The organism is Streptacidiphilus jeojiense (assembly GCF_000719095.1).
GTDB lineage: Bacteria > Actinomycetota > Actinomycetes > Streptomycetales > Streptomycetaceae > Streptacidiphilus > Streptacidiphilus jeojiensis.
In genome coordinates this window covers 160,769-178,177 of the sequence record NZ_JOEH01000014.1, presented here as the reverse complement: position 1 = coordinate 178,177, position 17,409 = coordinate 160,769, and the positions used below count along the sequence as shown (strand labels likewise).

The following is a 17,409-nucleotide window of genomic DNA, read 5'->3' as shown; positions in this document are numbered from 1 at the left end:
CGCGGGCGCCGCCGACCCCCGCGGTCACCCCTCCCTGCTTCGCCCTGCCCGGCCGCCCCCTGCCCGGTGCTGCCCGCTCCCGCCTCCGCCGGAGCGGGCGCCGCTGCTGCGGCTCATCCGAAAGGCATCCCCATGCCCGAGAACAGACCTGCCCGACACCCCTCCGCAGCGCCCTCCGGCTCCCTGGCCAAGGACGCGCTGTCCGCCCTGGAGACCTTCGGCCAGTCCCTGGCCGCGACCGGCCCCAGCATCGCCATCGGCGGCACCATCCCCGCCGTCTACCTCACGGCCGGCTCAGGGGCGCTGTGGTCGGTGCTGATCGGCACCGCGATAGCCCTGCTCGTCGCCTACGTGGTGGCCCAGTTCGCCCGGCGGGCCGTCGGCGCCGGCTCGCTCTACAGCTATGTCGCGCTCGGCCTGGGCCGCGGACCCGCCTTCGCCACCGGCTGGGGCATCGTCGTCGGATACGTCGGCATCGCCGCCGCCTGCCTGGTGGGCGCGGCCGTCTACCTCGGCGCACTGCTCGGATCGGCGGGCATCGCCGCCACCGGCACCGCCGCCCAGCTGGCGCTGCTGGTCGCGGTGACCGTGCCCGCCGCCGTACTGCCGGTCCGCGGCGTACGGCTGTCCGCGCGGGTCGGCATCCTGCTGGAGGCCGTCTCGCTGGCGGTCATCCTGATCGCCCTGATCGCCACCGTCACCCACTACGGCCTGCACTTCGACACGGACCAGCTCACCGCCAGGGGCGCGAGCCTCAACAGCATCATGCTCGGCGCGGTCCTGGCCGTGGCGATCTTCGTGGGCTTCGAGTCGGCGGGCTCCCTGGGCGCCGAGGCGCGCAACCCCCACCGCAGCATCCCGCGCGCCATCCTGGGCACCGTCCTGGGCGCCGGGGTCCTCTACCTGATCAGCACCTACATCCAGGTCCTCGGCTTCGACGCGACGGCCAAGCTGGCCTCCTCCGCCGCACCCCTGAACGAGCTGACCAGGGCCGCCGGCGTGGGCTGGCTGTCGCCCGTGCTCAACCTCGGCATCGTGGTCTCCGCCGTGGCCTGCGGCTCCGCCAGCATCAACGCCGCCGCGCGCAGCGTCTACAGCCTCAGCCGCGAAGGCGTGCTGCCCGCCTTCCTGGGCCGGGTGCACCCGCGCCACCGCACCCCGCACACCGGCATCTACCTGCTGGCCGCCGTCTCCGGGGCGCTGCCGATCGGGCTGATCGCGGCGGGCGGCGCGGAGCTGTCCGTCTACGCCTGGACCGCGGCCTTCGGCACCTTCGGCTACCTGCTCGCCTACCTGCTGGCGGCCCTCGCGCTGCCCCGCTACCTGCACCGGCGCGGCCTGCTGACGCCGGGACCGACACTGGCCGCCGCACTGGCGGTGCCCGTCATCCTCTACGTCACCTACAAGAACCTGGTGCCCGTCCCGGCCTGGCCGGTCAACCTGCTGCCCTACGTCTTCGCCGGGGTGGTCCTGGCCGGCCTGGCCGGGTACGGGCTGCTGCACCGCCGCGACCCGGCCCGCGCCCGGCAGCTCGGCAGCCTGGTCGAGGACACTGCCGCGACCACGACCGCCGCCGCTACCGAGGAGGTGCCGGCCCGATGACGGACCGTCAGCGCAGCGACCGCACACTGGCCGAAGCCCTCGCCGAGGGAACCGTCCACGAGATCGAGGTCGCCTGGGCCGACCCTTACGGGCGGGCCCAGGGCAAGCGGGTGCCGGCCGCCCGCTACCAGGGCCCGGCCGCCGGGCGCGGCTTCGCCTTCTGCGACGGGTCGCTAGCCTGGAACGCGGTCGGCGAGGTCCAGGAGGCCGCGTTGCTGGGCGACCCGGCCGGCGGCTACCCGGACGCCTACGCGGTGCCCGACCCGGCGACCTACCGACCGCTGCCCTGGCGCCCCGGGGCCGGACAGGTCATCGCGGACATCGTCGACCACCACGGCGAGCCCGCCCGGACCTCGCCGCGGGCCGTGCTGCGGCGCGTCCTGGACCGGCTGGCGGGTCTCGGCTACACCGCGCGCGCCGCCCTGGAGCTGGAGTTCTACCTGCTGCGGGCGGACGGTTCCCCGCTCCAGGACGGCCTGCACGCCTACTCGCTGGAGCTGGCCAACGAACTCGACCCGCTACTGGGCCGGTTCACCGGCGAGCTGACCGGCTTCGTCCCGGTGGAGGGGGCGCTCACCGAGTACGGCCCCGGCCAGGTCGAACTGAACCTCGCCCACCAGGAGGCGCTGACCGCGGCGGACGACGCCTTCCGGCTGCGCTACGCGGTCAAGGAACTGGCGCGCCGTCAGGGACTGCTGGCCACCTTCATGGCCAAGCCGTTCAACGGCCACTCCGGAAGCTCCGCGCACATCCACCTGTCGCTGTGGCGGGACGGCACCCCGGCCTTCGCCCCCGAGGAGGGGAGGGAGAGCAAGGCCGCCCGAGCGGCCATCGGCGGACTGGTGCGCCACCTGCCGGGCCTGACCCTGTTCGGCGCACCCACCGTCAACTCCTACAAGCGCTACGAGCCCGGCGGCTTCGCCCCGGTCCGCGCCGACTGGGGCGGCGACGACCGCCGGGTGGCCGTCCGCTCGCTGCTGGAGACGCCGGCCGCCTCCCGGATCGAACTGCGCACCCCGGCCGCCGACGCCAACCCCTACCTCGCCCTGGCCGCAGCGCTCGGCGCGGTGGCCGTCGGACTGGAGGACGGACTGGAACCACCCGACCCCCGGGATCCCGCCGCGGCCCTGCCGGCCACCCTCGCCGAGGCGGTGACCGCCGCCCGCGCCGACGAGCGCCTGGCCGAGGTCCTCGGCCGTGACGCCGTCCACGACCACGCCGTGCTCGCGGCCTCGGAGTGGCAGGCCTACACCAGCCAGGTCACCGGCTGGGAGACCGACCGCTACCTCCGCTACGCCTGACCCGCCCTCAGTACCCCATCTGTGCACCGAACCGAGAGCCGACCGTGAACCACGCCGAGACCCCGCCCCAGCCCGCGCACGACAACGACCTGCTCGCCCAGGCCGCCCGCTACCCCGCCCTGCAGGCCCTCTTCGGCCGCCGCGCCCGCCGCTTCCCGCTCGGCGGCACCCTGACCGGACCCCTGGCCCACCAGTCCCGGCACCAGCCGGTGCCGCTCAGCCCGCAGGAGGAGGCCGTGCTCGTCGCCGCGGCCTCAGGGGTGACCGGAGTGGTCCGCGAGGAGTGGTCCTTCCTGGACGCCCAGGGAGCCGCCACCGGCGGCGACAAGCTGGCCAGCTTCACCGGCCGCACCTACCCGAGCCCACTGGCCAACCACTCCACCGAAGTGTTCTGGACCAACGACCAGGGCACCTTCTTCCTGCCCCGCCGCGACACCCGCCCGCACGCCTACGTGCAGGGCCAGACCCCGGACGAGCACCGGGCCGAGCACGGTGCCGCGGTCCGGCTGGCCCAGGGCCGGCTGGACATCCCGCGCCGCCGCCCCAACCTGTTCGCCTTCAACCGGCAGAACATCAACCTGCCGGGCACCACCGTGTTCATCCCGGTCTCCGACCTGACCCGCCAGTGCATCTCCGCCCTGCTGCTCTACTTCGACCGCCCGCACGGCTACTACCTGGTCGACGAGCGGCTGGGCAACGAACCGCTGCGCCCCTTCGTCCAGTCCGGGCTGCTGGACGACACCCACCCGGTGGACCTGGCCGACTTCGAACGCTGGCAGATGGTGGACGCCAACGGCGTAGAGTCCGGGCTGGTGATCGCCAACCTGATGACGGCCACTCAGACACTGGGCCTGGGCGGACACCCGTTCAACGGCGGCAAGGGCCGGGTCACCATGGGCGGCGAACGCCAGTGGCACGCCATCGGCGGCCAGGGCCCGGCCGGCGGCCTGGGCTTCCGCTTCCACCGGGTACCCGACTGGGCGCCGATCGGAGCGGGCGAGGAGATCCCCGTCGGCCTGGACGGGCTGTTCGAGGGAGCGGTGCCGCCCTACCACGACACCATCGAGGACGCCGTCGACTTCGTGGTGGACCTGCGCTGGGGCCCCCGGGGCACCTTCAGCGGGCAGGTCGCCACCCCGTGGACCGACCCGGGGCTGGTCTCACGCATCCCGCGCCCCTCCGAGGAGGCCGTGGCCGCGGTCAAGACCTGGGTCCGCTACGTCTGGGACCACTACGGCCGCTTCCCCGCGACCATCGACCCGTTCCTGACCACCGTCTGGTACCAGGCGCACCACCTGGACACCGACTTCTACGACCACTACTACCCGGCCCAGGCCCTGCCCGAGCACATCCGCACCCACCTGGACCGGTGGCACCGGTGACCGCCTCCGCCCGCCCCGACACCCCACCCGCCCCCGTGCCGGTGGTCGACCTGATCGACAACGACCGCTACGGACAGGCCGTCCCCTACGCCGACTTCGACCTGCTGCGCCGTCACGACCCGGTGCACCGGCACCCCGAACCGGACGGACCGGGCTTCTGGGCCGTCGTCAAGTACCACGATGTGGTGGCCGTCTCCCGCGACACCGCCACCTTCTCCTCGGAGACCGGGGCCACCGCCATGGAGGACCTGGAACCGGACGCACTCGCCGCCCGCAAGTCCATGCTCGACACCGACCCGCCCCGGCACACCGCCCTGCGCCGGACCCTGGTCGCCGACTTCACCCGGCGTCAGGCCCAGCGCCACGAGCAGGAGATCCGCTCCCTGGTGCGCCCACTGCTGGACCGGGCACTGGCCCTGGGCGGCTTCGACGCGGTCGAGCACCTGGCCACCGCCGTGCCGATCCGGGTGCTGTGCCGGATGCTGGGCGTACCCGCCGCGGACGAGGCGCTGATGGTCGAGCTCAGCGACCGGCTCATCGCCAACACCGACCCGGAACTGACCGACGTCCTGCCCGACAGCGCCGACAGCGAGCGCTACCGCCTGCTGCCCTTCCGCAGCCCGGCCGCCCTGCAGATGCACGAGTACGCCTCCCGGCTGCGCGCCGCACGCCGCGACCGGCCCGCCGAGGACGTGCTCTCCCGCCTCGCCGCCGCCCGGATCGACGGACTCCCGCTGGACGAGCGGGAGTTCCAGGCCATGTTCCTGCTGCTGCTGGTGGCCGGGAACGAGACCACCCGCTCGGCGCTGTCCCTGGGCATCCAGGCCTTCGTCGAGCACCCCGACCAGTGGCAGCTGCTGCTCGACGGCGCCGACCTGGACCTGGCCGTGGAGGAAGTGCTGCGCTGGACCACCCCGCTGCACCACTTCCGACGCACCGCCACCCGCGACACCGAGCTGCGCGGACGCCGTATCCGGGCCGGCGACAAGGTCGTCGTCTGGTACACCTCGGCCAACCGCGACGAGGAGGTCTTCACCGACCCCTACCGCTTCGACATCACCCGCGACCCCAACCCCCAGATCGCCTTCGGCCGCGGCGGACCGCACCGCTGCCTGGGCGAGCACCTGGCCCGCACCGAGATCCGCGTGGTCCTGGAGGAACTGGTGGCCCGGGGGGTGACGCTGCGCGGCAACGGCCCGGCCCGGCGGGTCCACTCCAACTTCACCAACGGCCTCAAGAGCCTCCCGGTGCTGGTGGAGTGATCACCGCCCTGAGGATCGAGCCCGTGCTCCGCCCCCTCGTCCACCGCCTCAGCGGGAGGTCGGGTCGCCGGCCCGCTCGTTGCCGCGCATGCGAGGCAGCGCCCGCAGTTGCTGGACGTGCCGCTGCTGGAGCTCGGTGGCCCGCTGCAGGAAGTCGGCGATGGTGGCGATCTGGTCGGGGGTGAAGGCGTCGGTGATCATCCGGTGGCCTTCGTCGACCAGGGGGGCCATCACGGCGTAGGCGCTCTGCTGGAACGCGGGGGTGGCGCGGATGATGCTCTTGCGCCGGTCGGTGGGGTGGGGCTGGCGGGCGAGGTAGCCCGCCCTCTCCAGGCGGTCCAGCAAGGCAGTGGTACTGCCGGTGGTCAGGCCGAGCCGGTCGGCGAGCTGACTGGGACTGGCCTCGGGCAGCTCCTGGAGCAGGATCTCCAGGCAGCGCAGATCGGTCTCGTTGACACCGAAGTGGTGGGCGAGCTCACGGTCGAAGTCGTCGACGGCCGCCTGGTAGGCGCGGGTGGCCTCGCCCAGTCGGTGCTGGGGCGGTTCCTGGCCGGCGGTGGTCATGACTCGCGTGGTCCCTTCACAGTCTCCTAGCTCGCCCATCAAGATAGCGCAGCGGTGGTGGGAGCCCGAGGGCCCTGCCGGGCGGCGCGCCGGGCCGTGGCCCTGGTCCGCCCGGCAGGGCCGGGGTGCCGCGCAGGCGGCTTCAGCGGGTGTCGGTCATGCCCCGGGGGAGTGGCCCGCTGCGGGCCTTCGGGGCAGGGCGAAGCACAGGGCGGCGCACAGCAGGTAGGCGGCGATCGCCCACAGGCCGGCGTGGCCGATGGCGTCCGTCAGGCCGTGCCCGGCGCGGGAGAAGAAGACGTTGCCGATGACGGCCACGCCCAGGGCGCCGCCGAACTGCTGCGCGGTGGAGAAGATGCCCGAGGCGCCACCGGCCAGCTGCTCCGGGACGGCGGAGAGCACGATGTTGACCAGCGGGATGATCAGCAGGCCCAGGCCGATACCGGCGACGACCAGTCCGGGCACCAGTGGCCAGGCGCCGGTGTGCTGGGCCTGGGCGTGCTGGGTGGCGAAGTGGACCCCGGCGAAGCCTCCGGCCATCACCAGGCCGCCGAGCACCAGGACGGTGCGGCCGAGCTTGGCCACCAGGCCGTCGACCATGGGCGCGGACAGGATGGTGCCGCCGGAGAAGGCGACCATCAGCACGCCGGCCTGGACCGGGGTGTAGCCCTGGCCGGTCTGCAGCCAGATGGTGAAGGCGAGCATGAAGCCGGACATGCCGCCGTAGAAGACCAGTTGGACCAGCAGGCCGGCGCTGAAGGCGGGCTTGCGGAACAGGGCCGCGGGAAGCAGCGGGTGCTCGATGCCGCGCCGGGCCTCGACCGCGCTCAGGCCGACCAGGGCGAGGACACCCGCGGCGAGCAGCAGCCAGCCCCACAGCGGCCAGCCGTTGTCGCGTCCCTGGACCAGTGGCAGCACGATGGCGACCAGCGAGGCGGCCAGAACCAGGTTGCCGAGCACGTCGATGCGTCCGCGCAGGCGTTCCTGCGTGTTGGGGATCCAGGCGGAGCCCAGCGCCAGGACGGCCAGGGCGACCGGGATGTTGACGGCGAAGATGGTGCGCCAGCCCCAGCCGAACAGGTTCCAGTCGGTCAGTACCCCGCCGAGCAGGACGCCGGCGGCGACAGCGAGACCGGCCATGGCCCCGTAGATGGCGAAGACCTTGCCGCGCTCCTGCTCGTCGAACAGGGTCCGGAAGGAGGCCAGGACCTGCGGCATCAGGATCGCGGCGGCCACTCCCTGCACCGCGCGGGCGCCGATGAGCAGTCCGGCGCCGGAGGCCGTCGCGCTGGCGAGGCTGGCCAGCGCGAACAGGGCGACCCCGCCCAGGAACAGGGGCTTGCGGCCGTACCGGTCGCCCAGGTGCCCGGCGATGATCAGTGTCGAGGCGAAGCCGAGCATGTAGGCCGAGACGGTCCACTGGAGCTGCGCGGCGTCGGCGTGCAGGCTGCGGCCGATCGAGGGCAGCGCGGTGTTGACGATCGATCCGTCGATCATGTCCATCAGCGCGGCGACGATCATGACGATCGCTGCAGCCCAGCGCTTCGGGTGCGCCGCGGATGTCGTTGCCGGGACGGGCGGGGCCCCGGCGGTCCTGCTGGCCATGAGGCCTCCCAAGTATCTTGTCTATAATGCTGCTCGATGACCATGTCTCTCGTTCATCAAGCTAAATTAAGACTGCAGGGAGGTATCTCGATTGTCAAACTGAATCGATGAGGCCCTCGTCGGACCGGGCGGGGATGCTCAGCCGCGGTAGGCCGCGGCGGCGATCCGGACGAAGGAGCGGAGCAGCGGGTTGCTGTCGCCCTCGTTCCAGGCGACCACCGCGTGGCTCGGCTCCATGTCGACCAGCGGCACCACGGTGAGCCCCTCGGCGGGCTCGTGGCCCAGCAGGGTCATGCCGACCGTGCCGTTCCACAGGACGGCCTGCTGGCACTCCTGCACCACGCGCACCACCGGACCGGTACGGTCCTGGCCGCCGTTCCAGTACGACTGCCAGGCGGGATCGGTGGCCGGCGGGAACCGGAACCAGTGCCGGTCGGCCAGGTCCGACAGCTTCAGGGCGTCCTGTCCGGCCAGCGGGTCGTCGGCGCGCAGCAGGGCCCCCACCGGGTCGGCGCGCAGTCGACGCACGGTCAGGCCGGTCTCGTCGAACGGCGCGCGGGTCAGCGCGACGTCGACCAGTCCGGCGTGCAGGCCGCAGGTGGGGTCGGCCAGGTCGGCCTCGCGGATGCGGACCTCCACCTCGGGGTGCTGTCGTCGGTAGGCGGCGGCGAGCCGGGTGGCACCCGGGTCGCTGCTGTCGCCCAGGATGCCGACGGTGATGACCGCGGCGCCCGCCTCCGTGGCCACCCGGGCGAGCAGTCTGTCGGCCTGGTCGAGCAGGGCGCGTGCCTCGTCGAGCAGCACCGCTCCCGCGGGGGTCAGGGTGACGCCGGCGGAGGAGCGGTCCAGCAGTTTGGCGCCGAGCCGGCTCTCCAGCTGCTGGATCGCCCGGCTCAGCGGCGGCTGGCTCATGTGCAGCCGGGAGGCGGCCCGGCCGAAGTGGAGTTCCTCGGCGACGGCCACGAAGTAGCGCAGCGTGCGTAGCTCCATGCGCTCACGATACCCGCAGGGTATTGAGGTCACAGAACAGGTCTTGGACGGCAGTGGTGCCCCGGCGGTGGAATCGGGGCATGACTGAGGAATGGAAGACCAGCGGGTCGACGCCGGGGCCGGACGCGGCCGTGTCGGTGGTCGGTCCGGAGGACGGGGAGACGATCGTCCTGGGCACCACACGCCTGCGGATCCTGGAGGACGGCAGCAACACCGGCCACCGCCTCGGACTCGCCGAGTCCGTGCTAGCCCCGCACACGCCCGGACCGCCGCAGCACCGGCACGCCCAGCACGACGAGGGCTTCTACGTCATCTCCGGCTCGGTGCGGTTCACCGTCGGGGACCAGGACCACGACGCGACGGCGGGAACGCTGGTGATGGTGCCGCCCGGAGCCCCGCACACCTTCGCCAACGTCACCGACCAGCCGGCCGTCATGCTCAGCACCTTCACCCCGGACCGGTACGTGCAGTACTTCCGGGACCTGCAGGACATGATCGCCGGCGGTCAGGCGCTCACCCCGCAGGCGAACATCCAGGTGATGAGCCGTTACGCCACCGAGCCCGCCACCGAATTCAGCCCCCGAGGGGAATCGTGAACGTCGCCTACTGGATCGTCGCCGGCCTGCTCGCCCTCTTCTACCTCTACGCGGGCGGACTGAAGCTGGTGCGGAGCCGTGAACAACTCCTGCCGATGATGGCCTGGGTGGACACCGCCCCGATGCCGGCGGTTCGGGCCATCGGGACGGTCGAGGTGCTCGGCGCGATCGGGCTGGTCCTGCCGCCGCTGACCGGGATCGCGCCCGTGCTGGCCCTGGCCGCGGCCGTCGGATTCGTCGTCCTGCAGATCGGCGCGACCAGGGTCCACCTGCGCCTGGGCGACCGCCAGGTGACCCTGAACCTCGTCCTGCTGCTGGTCGCACTCGTGACCGTCTGGCTGGCCACGACGTGGACGTGAACCCGACCGCGGACCGCGTCCTCGGCGCGGCTCAGGCTCAGGAGAGCCAGTCGGTGTAGCGGGTGGGGGCGAGGTGGGCGTCCTTGTCGGTGAGGACGTCGCCCTTGACGACGGCGAACATGCCGGCGGTGGGGTCGGTGACGACGGTTCGGCTGTCGCCCTTGCGGGACAGGGTGATCCGGCCCAGCTCGTCCAGGGCGAACACCTCGGGGCCGGCGATGTTGCGAATGCCGTTGAGCGGGGCGCCCGCGGCGACCTGCGCCACCGCGTCGGCCACGTCCTTGGAGGCGATCGGCTGGATGGGTGTGGCGGGCAGCCGGACGGTGTCGCCGTCGGCGGTCCAGGACAGGACGGCGTCGATGAACTCCATGAACTGCGTGGCCCTGACGACCGAATAGGGGATCGGCCCGGCCGCGAGGACGGCCTCCTGCAGCGCCTTGGCCCGGTAGTAGTCGAGCTCCGGCACCTGGTCCGTGCCGACGATGGAGAGGATGACGACGTGGCCGACGCCGCCCTTGTCGGCCGCGGCGAGCAGGTTGTCCATCGAGGTCTGGAAGAAGGCCGGGGAGGCTTCGTCGAAGGTCGGGGAGTTGGTCAGGTTGACGACGACGTCGGCCCCGGCCACCGCCTGGTCCAGCCCCTTGCCGCTGATGACGTCGACCCCGGTCGACTGCGAGTGCGGTACCGCCTGGTGCCCGGCGGCATTGAGATTCCTGACGACCTGCGACCCGATCAGCCCGGTGCCGCCGATGACTGCGAACTTCATGGCCTGTCCCTCATCTTTCTTCGGAGTGCGTCCGCGCCTAACTCGGACACGTTCTATCCGAGAATATACACGGACAAGAGTTGTCCGAGTCAAGCGGGGTAGAGTGATCGTGTGAAGATGTCCGGCGGAGTCGAGTGGGCCCTGCACTGCTGCGTTGTGCTCACGTCGGTCGAAGAGCCCGTGCCCGCGACCAAGCTGGCGGAACTGCACGATGTGTCAGCGAGCTACCTGGCCAAGCAGCTTCAGGCGCTGTCCCGGGCGGGGCTGGTGCGGTCGGTCCAGGGCAAGGCGGGCGGCTACGTCCTCACCCGGGAGCCCGCCTCGATCACCGTCCTCGACGTGGTCGAAGCGGTCGACGGCCCCAGCCAGGCCTTCATCTGCACCGAGATCCGCCAGCGGGGCCCGCTGGCCACCCCGCCCGAGGCCTGCGACGCACCCTGCCCGATCTCCCGCGCGATGTCCGGGGCGGACGCGGCCTGGCGAGAGGCGCTCCGCGCCATCTCGATCGCCGATCTGGTCCAGGATGTCGCCTCCGCCTCCGGTCCCCTCGCGATGTCCCGCATCGGCGGGTGGCTGACCACGCCGGAAGCCTGAGGGCGCCGGCGCGAAAATCCGGTGCAGGCCGTCCCGGGCCCCCTCTAGGGTGGCCCCCGTGCTGACGACCGCCGCGACTCCCTCCGCCTATCCGCCGTTGAACGTGCGGGTGCACACACCCCGGCTGTCCCTGCTGGGAGCGACGGACGAGCTGCTGAACCGCCTGATCCCGATCGTTCGCAAGGGCATCGCCACAGAACCCCCGTGGCCCTTCGACGACCCGATGTCCCTCTACCAGGACGGGCCGGAACGCGAGTGGGCCTGGCTGCGGGGCGTGTGGGCCGGCCGGGGCCGTGTCGGCGCCGGCTTCTGGCGGCTCTACTTCGTCGTGGTCGTCGACGGAGAACCGGTGGGCATCCAGGATCTGATCGGCACTGACTTCGCCGCGTTCGGAACGGTCTGCACCTTCTCCTGGCTCGACCCCGACGTGCGGGGCGCCGGTCTGGGCAAGGAGATGCGGCAGGCGGTGCTGCACCTGGCCTTCGCAGGACTGGGAGCCCGTGAGGCCAACAGCGAGGCGTTCGTCGACAACACGGCCTCCAACCGTGTCTCCGCAGCGGCGGGGTACACGCCGAACGGCGCCAACTGGGCCACCAGGCGCGGCGAGCCGGCGGAGCTGAACCGCTGGCGGCTGACCCGCGAGCAGTGGATCGAGCACCGCCGCGACGACATCGACCTCGTCGGCGTCGACGACTGCCTGCCCGTCCTCGGAATCGAGTCGGTGCGCTGACGGGGAGGGACTAGCCGCTGACGGACATCGCCGGGTCGATGCGTCGTCAGCAGTGGTCGCTGAGGTGGCCGGGCGGTTCGGCGGCGATCTGGGTGCGGGTGGGATGCGTCAGTGGTGCCAGGACCTGATAGACCGTGAAGTTCGAGTCGCTGTGGATCTGCCGGATCCGACCCTGCGTCAGATTGATCCGCACCAGGGCCCGGACCGACCGGTCGATCAGCTCACGGCACTCCGGGGCGCCGACGATGATGGTCCGGGCGCCGGAGAGGGGCTGCGACGTGCTGGTGATCACCTCGGTGCCGGGCAGGTAGGTGGACATCAGATCGCTGTCGATGCCTGCGGCGATCACCGGACCGGTCAGGCCGTGGCTGCGTTCCAGTGACGGCAGGACCTGGACGCCCACCGGCCGCAGCTCGGCGACCTTGACGCTCTCCTGGACCGTCGCGCCGACCGGGACCGCCAGCACCAGGCAGACGGCGAGCACCTGGGGGAGCGCACCGCCGAGGCGGCGCGCCCGCACGACGATCTCGCGCATCCCCAGTGCCGCCAGCACGAAGACGGCCGGCATCCACATCACCCAGTAGAAGCCGAGCACGACCTTGGCGACGAAGCAGTGGAAGACGAACGGTCCCACCAGAGCTGCGAGGCACCATGCGGTGAGCCGGTCGCGGCGCAGCACGATCGCGGCCAGCACCGCGAGCAGGAGGGCGACGGTCAGCACCGGGCCCAGGCTGTGCCCGGCGAACCAGAGGTTCGCCCACCACGGCGGGTGCTGCGACACCCGGCCGGCGAACCCGATCAGATGGCCCTCCTCGGAGTGGGCGGTCTGGAAGTCGACGAGGTAGCGGATCCGTGCGATCGGCCGGCCCACCGGCAGGTAGAGCGCCACGAAGACGGCTGCGCAGCTCAGCGCCGCCAGCAGCGCCTGCAGACAGCGCACCAGCAGTCCGCGGCCGGAGCGGGCCGCGCCGGCGAGGACCAGGAGCAGCACGCACGGTCCGAGGACGCCGAGGAAGCCGTTCTCCTTCGCGCCGGCCGCGCAGCCGGTCGCCGCCCCGGTGACGGCGGCCAGGAGCCAGGCGCTGCGTCCGGTCCGCCGGCTCCACTGCCAGGCGAGCGCGACGGACGCGACCGCGAAGAGCTCGGCCACCGGGTCGAGCATCCCGAACCTGCCGAAGTCGGCCGCCGAGCCGGAGGCGGTCTCGGGCAGCAGGCCGACCAGTCCGCCGGCCAGCAGGCCGGTCCAGCGGCCGGTGGCCCGGCCGATCCACACCGCCACCAGCAGGCCGGTCAGGATCAGGCAGAGCGCGGACACGGCCCGGTCCGCTGTGATCGACGGTCTGCCGGCCAGTAGTTGGGCGACGCCGAAGAGGTACTTCGCCAACGGGGGGTGTTGGAAGTTGACCCCGCTGACGGCCGCCGCCGGGGTCCCGTGGGCGGACAGCAGGTCCTGCCCGTGGATGTACGACCAGGCTGCCTCCTGGTAGGTCGGCTCGTCGGCCAGGATCTGCGGTGTCCCCAGCCGGAAGAAGTCCTGGAACAGCGCCCAGAGGAACACCGCGGCGGCCGTGCCGGCGAAGCACACGTTGGCTGCGGCCGCCCCGCGGGCACCGGGCCGGGCCGTCCGGGCGGACTGGGCGGGGTCGACCGGTCCGGGTGCGGAGGCGGTGCCCGCGGATATGTACATGATCTCCAGGTCCGTGGTCGCTCGTCGGAGACATTCGCGCAGCTCTCCCCCGATTGGTTCGCTGTGAATGCAGAGCAATGGACACCGGCCGGCGGATCGCGAAAAGGGCATGGCTCAGCCCATTCGCGTGCGGTATTCCGAGAAAAAGGCGACGCGCGGAATCGGGATCGGAATTGTCTCTGCACCACGTACTTGGTTTCTCGGTCGGAGGACGTTACATCCCCAGGTCGGCGTACCGGTACGCCACCTGAGTCCTCACCGTGCGCGATCCAGGCGAATGCCGCAGACTGCGCAAGGAGGCATTGACCGCATTCCGAAGGCCGCCCCGCGGCCGACGCCGAACCCCCGAATGCTGCCGATCGGAGCGACGCATGAGCCACCTGCCCCCGTTCGAGGACACCACCGACTTCGAGAACGCGGACCGGGGCTTTCTCGGCGCGCTGGTCCCCGCGGTGGTCAGGACCTCCGACGGGCGGGTGGTGTGGGACAACGACGCCTACGACTACCTCAAGGGCCCCTGCCCGGACACCGTCAACCCGAGCCTGTGGCGGCAGGCGCAGCTGTGCGCCAAACAAGGCCTGTTCCACGTGGCGGAGGGCATCTACCAGGTCCGGGGGCTGGACCTGTCGAACATGACGCTGGTGGAGGGCGACCGCGGCGTGATCGTCATCGATCCGCTGATCTCCACCGAGTGCGCCGCCGCCGCGCTGGCGCTCTACCGCGAGCACCGCGGCGAGCGCCCGGTCACCGGACTGGTCTACACGCACTCGCACGGGGACCACTTCGGCGGCGCCCGCGGGGTGCTGCCCGAGGGGAGCGAGCAGGGGGTGCCGGTGATCGCACCGGTGGGGTTCCTGGAGCACGCGGTCAGCGAGAACGTCTACGCCGGCAACGCGATGACCCGGCGGGCGATGTTCATGTACGGCGACCGGCTGCCCAAGTCGCCCGAGGGGCAGGTCAGCGCCGGGCTGGGGATGACCACCTCCACCGGAACGGTCTCGCTGATCCCGCCGACGGTGGACGTCACCCGCACCGGCCAGGAGGAGACCGTGGACGGGGTGCGGATCGTCTTCCAGCTCACCCCGGGCACCGAGGCCCCCGCCGAGATGAACTTCTCCTTCCCGCAGCGGCGTGCGCTGTGCCTGGCCGAGAACGCCACCCACAACATGCACAACATCCTGACCCTGCGCGGGGCCGTGGTGCGCGACGCCCGGATCTGGTCGCGGTACCTGGACGAGGCCGTCGACTTCTTCGGCGACTCCTACGACGTGGCCTTCGCCTCGCACCACTGGCCCACCTGGGGCCGGGAGAACGTGGTCGAGATGCTGGCGCAGCAGCGCGACCTGTACGCCTACATGCACGACCAGACGCTGCGGATGCTCAACTCCGGTCTGACCGGCCCCGAGGTGGCCGAGGAGATGCAGCTGCCGCCCGCGCTGGAGCAGGCGTGGCACGCGCGCGGCTACTACGGCTCGCTCAGCCACAACACCAAGGCGATCTACCAGCGCTACCTGGGCTGGTTCGACGGCAACCCGGCCCATCTGTGGGAGCACCCCCCGGTCGAGCTGGCCAAGCGCTACGTCGACCTGGCCGGCGGCCCCGAGGCAGCCCTGGCCAAGGCCCGCTCCCTGGTCGCGGACGGGGACCTGCGCTTCGCGGCCACGCTGCTCAACCACCTGGTCTTCGCCGACCCGCAGGACCGGGCCGCGAAGGAGGAGCTGGCGGGGGTCTACGAACGGCTGGGCCACGGCAGCGAGAACGGCACCTGGCGCAACTTCTACCTGATGGCCGCCCTGGAACTGCGGCAGGGCCCGGGCACTGTCGAACTGGACACCAGCGGCGGCATGGCGATGGCGTTGACCACCGACATGCTGCTGGACTCCGTCGCGGTACGCATCGACGGCCCCCGCGCCTGGAACGACACCCTCACCGTCGACCTCGCCCTGACCGACGAGGGCCGGCGCCACCGGCTCACCCTGCGCAACGGCGCCCTGACCCACCGGGCCGCCCCCCTGGGCGCCCCTGCCACGGCAGCGGCGGACCTCACGTTGACCCTCACCAGGCCGCAGCTGCTCGGGCTGCTGGCCGGCAAGGGCCTGGACGGGGTCCAGCAGGAGGGCGACCCCGCCGTCCTCGGCCGCCTGTTCTCCTACGTCACCGAGTCCGACAAGTCCTTCGCCATCGTCACCCCCTGACGGGTCCGGAGGTGACCGACCTGGCCGGGCGGGTGCGCACGCTCACGGCCCGCGTGCGCTGGGGGCGGCCGACCGGTGCCGATGTGACCGCGGGGATGGTGACCGGGCTGTTCAGCATCCCCGAGGGGATGGCGTACGCGTCCATCGCCGGGTTCAACCCGGTGGCCGGTCTGTACGCGGGCGTGGTGCCGCCGATCCTGGGGTCGCTGGCCGCGCCGACGGTCCTCATGGTCACCACCCTGACCAGCGCCATCGCCCTGACCGGACAGAGCGTCATCGCCGACGCCGGCCTGGACCCGCACGCGGGCGGCACGGTCGCCGCGCTCACCGTCCTGGTGGGCGCGGTCATGCTGCTGATGGGCGCGCTGCGGCTGGGCGTCGTGCTCAGCTTCGTCTCCAACGCGGTGATGACCGGCTTCTCCACCGGCATCGCGCTGCAGATCATCACCGGCGTCCTGGGCGATGCGACCGGCTACAAGCCGCCCGGCCACAACAAGCTGCTGCAGCTGTGGAACTGGCTCACCGGCATCGGGCACTGGCAGCTGGCCCCCACCCTGGTCGCCGTCGCCACCATCGTGGTGTGGGCGCTGGCGCGCACCGTGCGCAGGCTGGAGCCGGTGGCCCTGCTGGTCGCCATGGTGCTGACCGGCGTCGCGGTCGCCGTCCTGGGTACGGACGTGGAACTGGTCCGCGGCATCGCCCGCATCCCCGCGTCCCTGCCCAGCCTGTCGCTGCCCGACTGGGGCGCGATGCCGCACCTGGTCGGCGGGGCGTTCTCGGTGGCCCTGGTCGCGCTGGCGCAGGCCGCCGGGGTGGCGCCGTCGATGCCCAACCCGGACGGCAGCCGCTCCAGCGTCAACGGCGACTTCGCCGCCCAGGGCCTGGCCAATCTCGGCGGCGGCCTGTTCCAGGCCCTGCCCGCCGGCGGCTCGCTCTCCCGCACCGGAGTGGCCGCCGGCGCCGGCGCGAGGACCCGCTGGGCCGGGGTGATCTCCGGGGTGTTCCTGGCCCTGGTCGTCCTGGTGGCGGGCGGACTGGCGGAGCGGATCCCGATGCCGGTCATCGGCGGACTGATCCTGGTCGTCGGCGGCGAGCTGATCTGGGGCAAGCGCGCCGACATCGCCCTGGTGTGGCGCACCTCCAGGCTCTCCACCGCCGCCATGGTCGTCACCTTCGCGGCCACCACCCAACTCCCGCTGCAGCAGGCCATCGTCATCGGCGCGGTGCTGTCGCTGCTGCTGTACTGCGTCCAGGCCGCCCGCCAGTCCGAACTCGTCGCCCTGGAACGCGACCCGGAAGGCCGTTGGGCCACCACCGGCGCACCCCCGCCCGCCGTCCTGCCCCCGGGACGCGTCACCGTGCTGACCTACGAGGGCACCAACCTCTTCGCCGAGCTGCCTCGCCTGGAGACCCAACTGCCCCGCGTCGACGGCGCCCGCAGGGCGGTCCTCGTCCTGGTCATGCGCACCGCCCCCGACGTCCCCTCCTCGGCGATGCTCAAACTCGTCCGCCGCTACGCCGCCGGCCTGCACGCCCAGGGCGGGCGGCTGGTCCTCGCCGGCGTCCAACCACCCCTCGCCGCCCTGCTGGAGCGCACCGGGATCGCCACACAACTCGGTGACGGCGCCGTCATTCCGGCCCAGCCCGCGCTGCTCGCTCCGCTCGACCGTGCCGTGGACGAAGCCCTTGCCTGGATCGCCGCCGGCGGGCGGTGACCCTCTTGATCTCTTTCAGGTTGATAAAGGTAAAATTCCGGGCAAAGCTGTCTTCTGGGAT

General features: G+C 72.2%; 15 protein-coding genes. 10 read left to right on the top strand and 5 right to left on the bottom strand.

Annotation, left to right across the window (positions count from 1 at the left end):
• The first annotated feature begins 132 nt into the window (after window positions 1–132).
• From IF29_RS0119915 to IF29_RS0119900, 4 genes are read left to right on the top strand one after another with little or no spacing between them, the layout of a single operon-like run.
• Window positions 133–1,602 carry an APC family permease gene (locus IF29_RS0119915; protein ID WP_051725539.1) on the top strand — a complete coding sequence of 490 codons (1,470 nt, stop codon included), beginning with the start codon at window positions 133–135 and terminating at the stop codon, window positions 1,600–1,602.
• Window positions 1,599–2,903: a glutamine synthetase family protein gene (locus IF29_RS0119910; RefSeq protein WP_030256648.1), complete on the top strand. Its 1,305-nt coding sequence runs from the start codon at window positions 1,599–1,601 to the stop codon at window positions 2,901–2,903. The genes IF29_RS0119915 and IF29_RS0119910 overlap by 4 nt, the downstream gene beginning before the upstream one ends.
• A 44-nt stretch (window positions 2,904–2,947) precedes the next feature.
• Window positions 2,948–4,285 carry a hypothetical protein gene (locus tag IF29_RS0119905; RefSeq protein ID WP_030256646.1) on the top strand — a complete coding sequence of 446 codons (1,338 nt, stop codon included), beginning with the start codon at window positions 2,948–2,950 and terminating at the stop codon, window positions 4,283–4,285.
• Window positions 4,282–5,547 carry a cytochrome P450 gene (locus IF29_RS0119900; RefSeq protein ID WP_198037512.1) on the top strand — a complete coding sequence of 422 codons (1,266 nt, stop codon included), beginning with the start codon at window positions 4,282–4,284 and terminating at the stop codon, window positions 5,545–5,547. Before IF29_RS0119905 ends, IF29_RS0119900 begins: the two co-directional genes overlap by 4 nt.
• A 48-nt stretch (window positions 5,548–5,595) precedes the next feature.
• Here the strand turns inward: IF29_RS0119900 and IF29_RS0119895 are convergent, their stop codons facing one another.
• From IF29_RS0119895 to IF29_RS0119885, 3 genes are all read right to left on the bottom strand, one after another.
• Window positions 5,596–6,111, bottom strand: coding sequence for a MarR family winged helix-turn-helix transcriptional regulator (locus IF29_RS0119895; protein WP_051725538.1), 516 nt, complete (start codon window positions 6,109–6,111; stop codon window positions 5,596–5,598).
• Between the two features lie 156 nt (window positions 6,112–6,267).
• Window positions 6,268–7,716 carry an MFS transporter gene (locus IF29_RS0119890; protein WP_030256638.1) on the bottom strand — a complete coding sequence of 483 codons (1,449 nt, stop codon included), beginning with the start codon at window positions 7,714–7,716 and terminating at the stop codon, window positions 6,268–6,270.
• A gap of 138 nt (window positions 7,717–7,854) precedes the next feature.
• On the bottom strand, window positions 7,855–8,706 hold the full coding sequence (locus tag IF29_RS0119885) for a LysR family transcriptional regulator (RefSeq protein WP_030256636.1): 852 nt from the start codon (window positions 8,704–8,706) through the stop codon (window positions 7,855–7,857).
• Between the two features lie 80 nt (window positions 8,707–8,786).
• On the opposite strand from IF29_RS0119885, the gene IF29_RS0119880 reads away from it, so the two are divergent.
• On the top strand, window positions 8,787–9,302 hold the full coding sequence (locus tag IF29_RS0119880; RefSeq protein WP_037595846.1) for a cupin domain-containing protein: 516 nt from the start codon (window positions 8,787–8,789) through the stop codon (window positions 9,300–9,302).
• The gene (locus IF29_RS0119875) at window positions 9,299–9,661 is read left to right on the top strand and encodes a DoxX family protein (protein WP_030256632.1); all 363 of its coding nucleotides are present in this window, start codon (window positions 9,299–9,301) and stop codon (window positions 9,659–9,661) included. The genes IF29_RS0119880 and IF29_RS0119875 overlap by 4 nt, the downstream gene beginning before the upstream one ends.
• Window positions 9,662–9,698: 37 nt before the next feature.
• Here IF29_RS0119875 and IF29_RS0119870 read toward each other — a convergent pair whose 3' ends face one another.
• Window positions 9,699–10,427, bottom strand: a complete 729-nt coding sequence (locus IF29_RS0119870) for an SDR family oxidoreductase (RefSeq protein WP_030256629.1) — start codon at window positions 10,425–10,427, stop codon at window positions 9,699–9,701.
• A gap of 117 nt (window positions 10,428–10,544) precedes the next feature.
• Between IF29_RS0119870 and IF29_RS0119865 the strand changes: the two genes are divergently transcribed.
• Window positions 10,545–11,021 (top strand): RrF2 family transcriptional regulator, encoded by a 477-nt coding sequence (locus IF29_RS0119865; protein WP_030256626.1) that lies wholly within the window; start codon window positions 10,545–10,547, stop codon window positions 11,019–11,021.
• Window positions 11,022–11,079: 58 nt separating this feature from the next.
• Window positions 11,080–11,751 carry a GNAT family N-acetyltransferase gene (locus IF29_RS0119860; protein ID WP_030256622.1) on the top strand — a complete coding sequence of 224 codons (672 nt, stop codon included), beginning with the start codon at window positions 11,080–11,082 and terminating at the stop codon, window positions 11,749–11,751.
• 46 nt (window positions 11,752–11,797) lie between these two features.
• Here the strand turns inward: IF29_RS0119860 and IF29_RS0119855 are convergent, their stop codons facing one another.
• A complete protein-coding gene (locus IF29_RS0119855; RefSeq protein ID WP_030256620.1) occupies window positions 11,798–13,438 on the bottom strand; it encodes a phospholipid carrier-dependent glycosyltransferase in 1,641 nt (546 codons plus the stop codon).
• Between the two features lie 371 nt (window positions 13,439–13,809).
• On the opposite strand from IF29_RS0119855, the gene IF29_RS0119850 reads away from it, so the two are divergent.
• Entirely contained in the window at window positions 13,810–15,633 is a 1,824-nt protein-coding gene (locus IF29_RS0119850) for an alkyl/aryl-sulfatase (protein ID WP_030256617.1), read from the top strand.
• A gap of 11 nt (window positions 15,634–15,644) precedes the next feature.
• Window positions 15,645–17,348: a SulP family inorganic anion transporter gene (locus IF29_RS0119845; protein WP_232242215.1), complete on the top strand. Its 1,704-nt coding sequence runs from the start codon at window positions 15,645–15,647 to the stop codon at window positions 17,346–17,348.
• Window positions 17,349–17,409 lie beyond the last annotated feature (61 nt).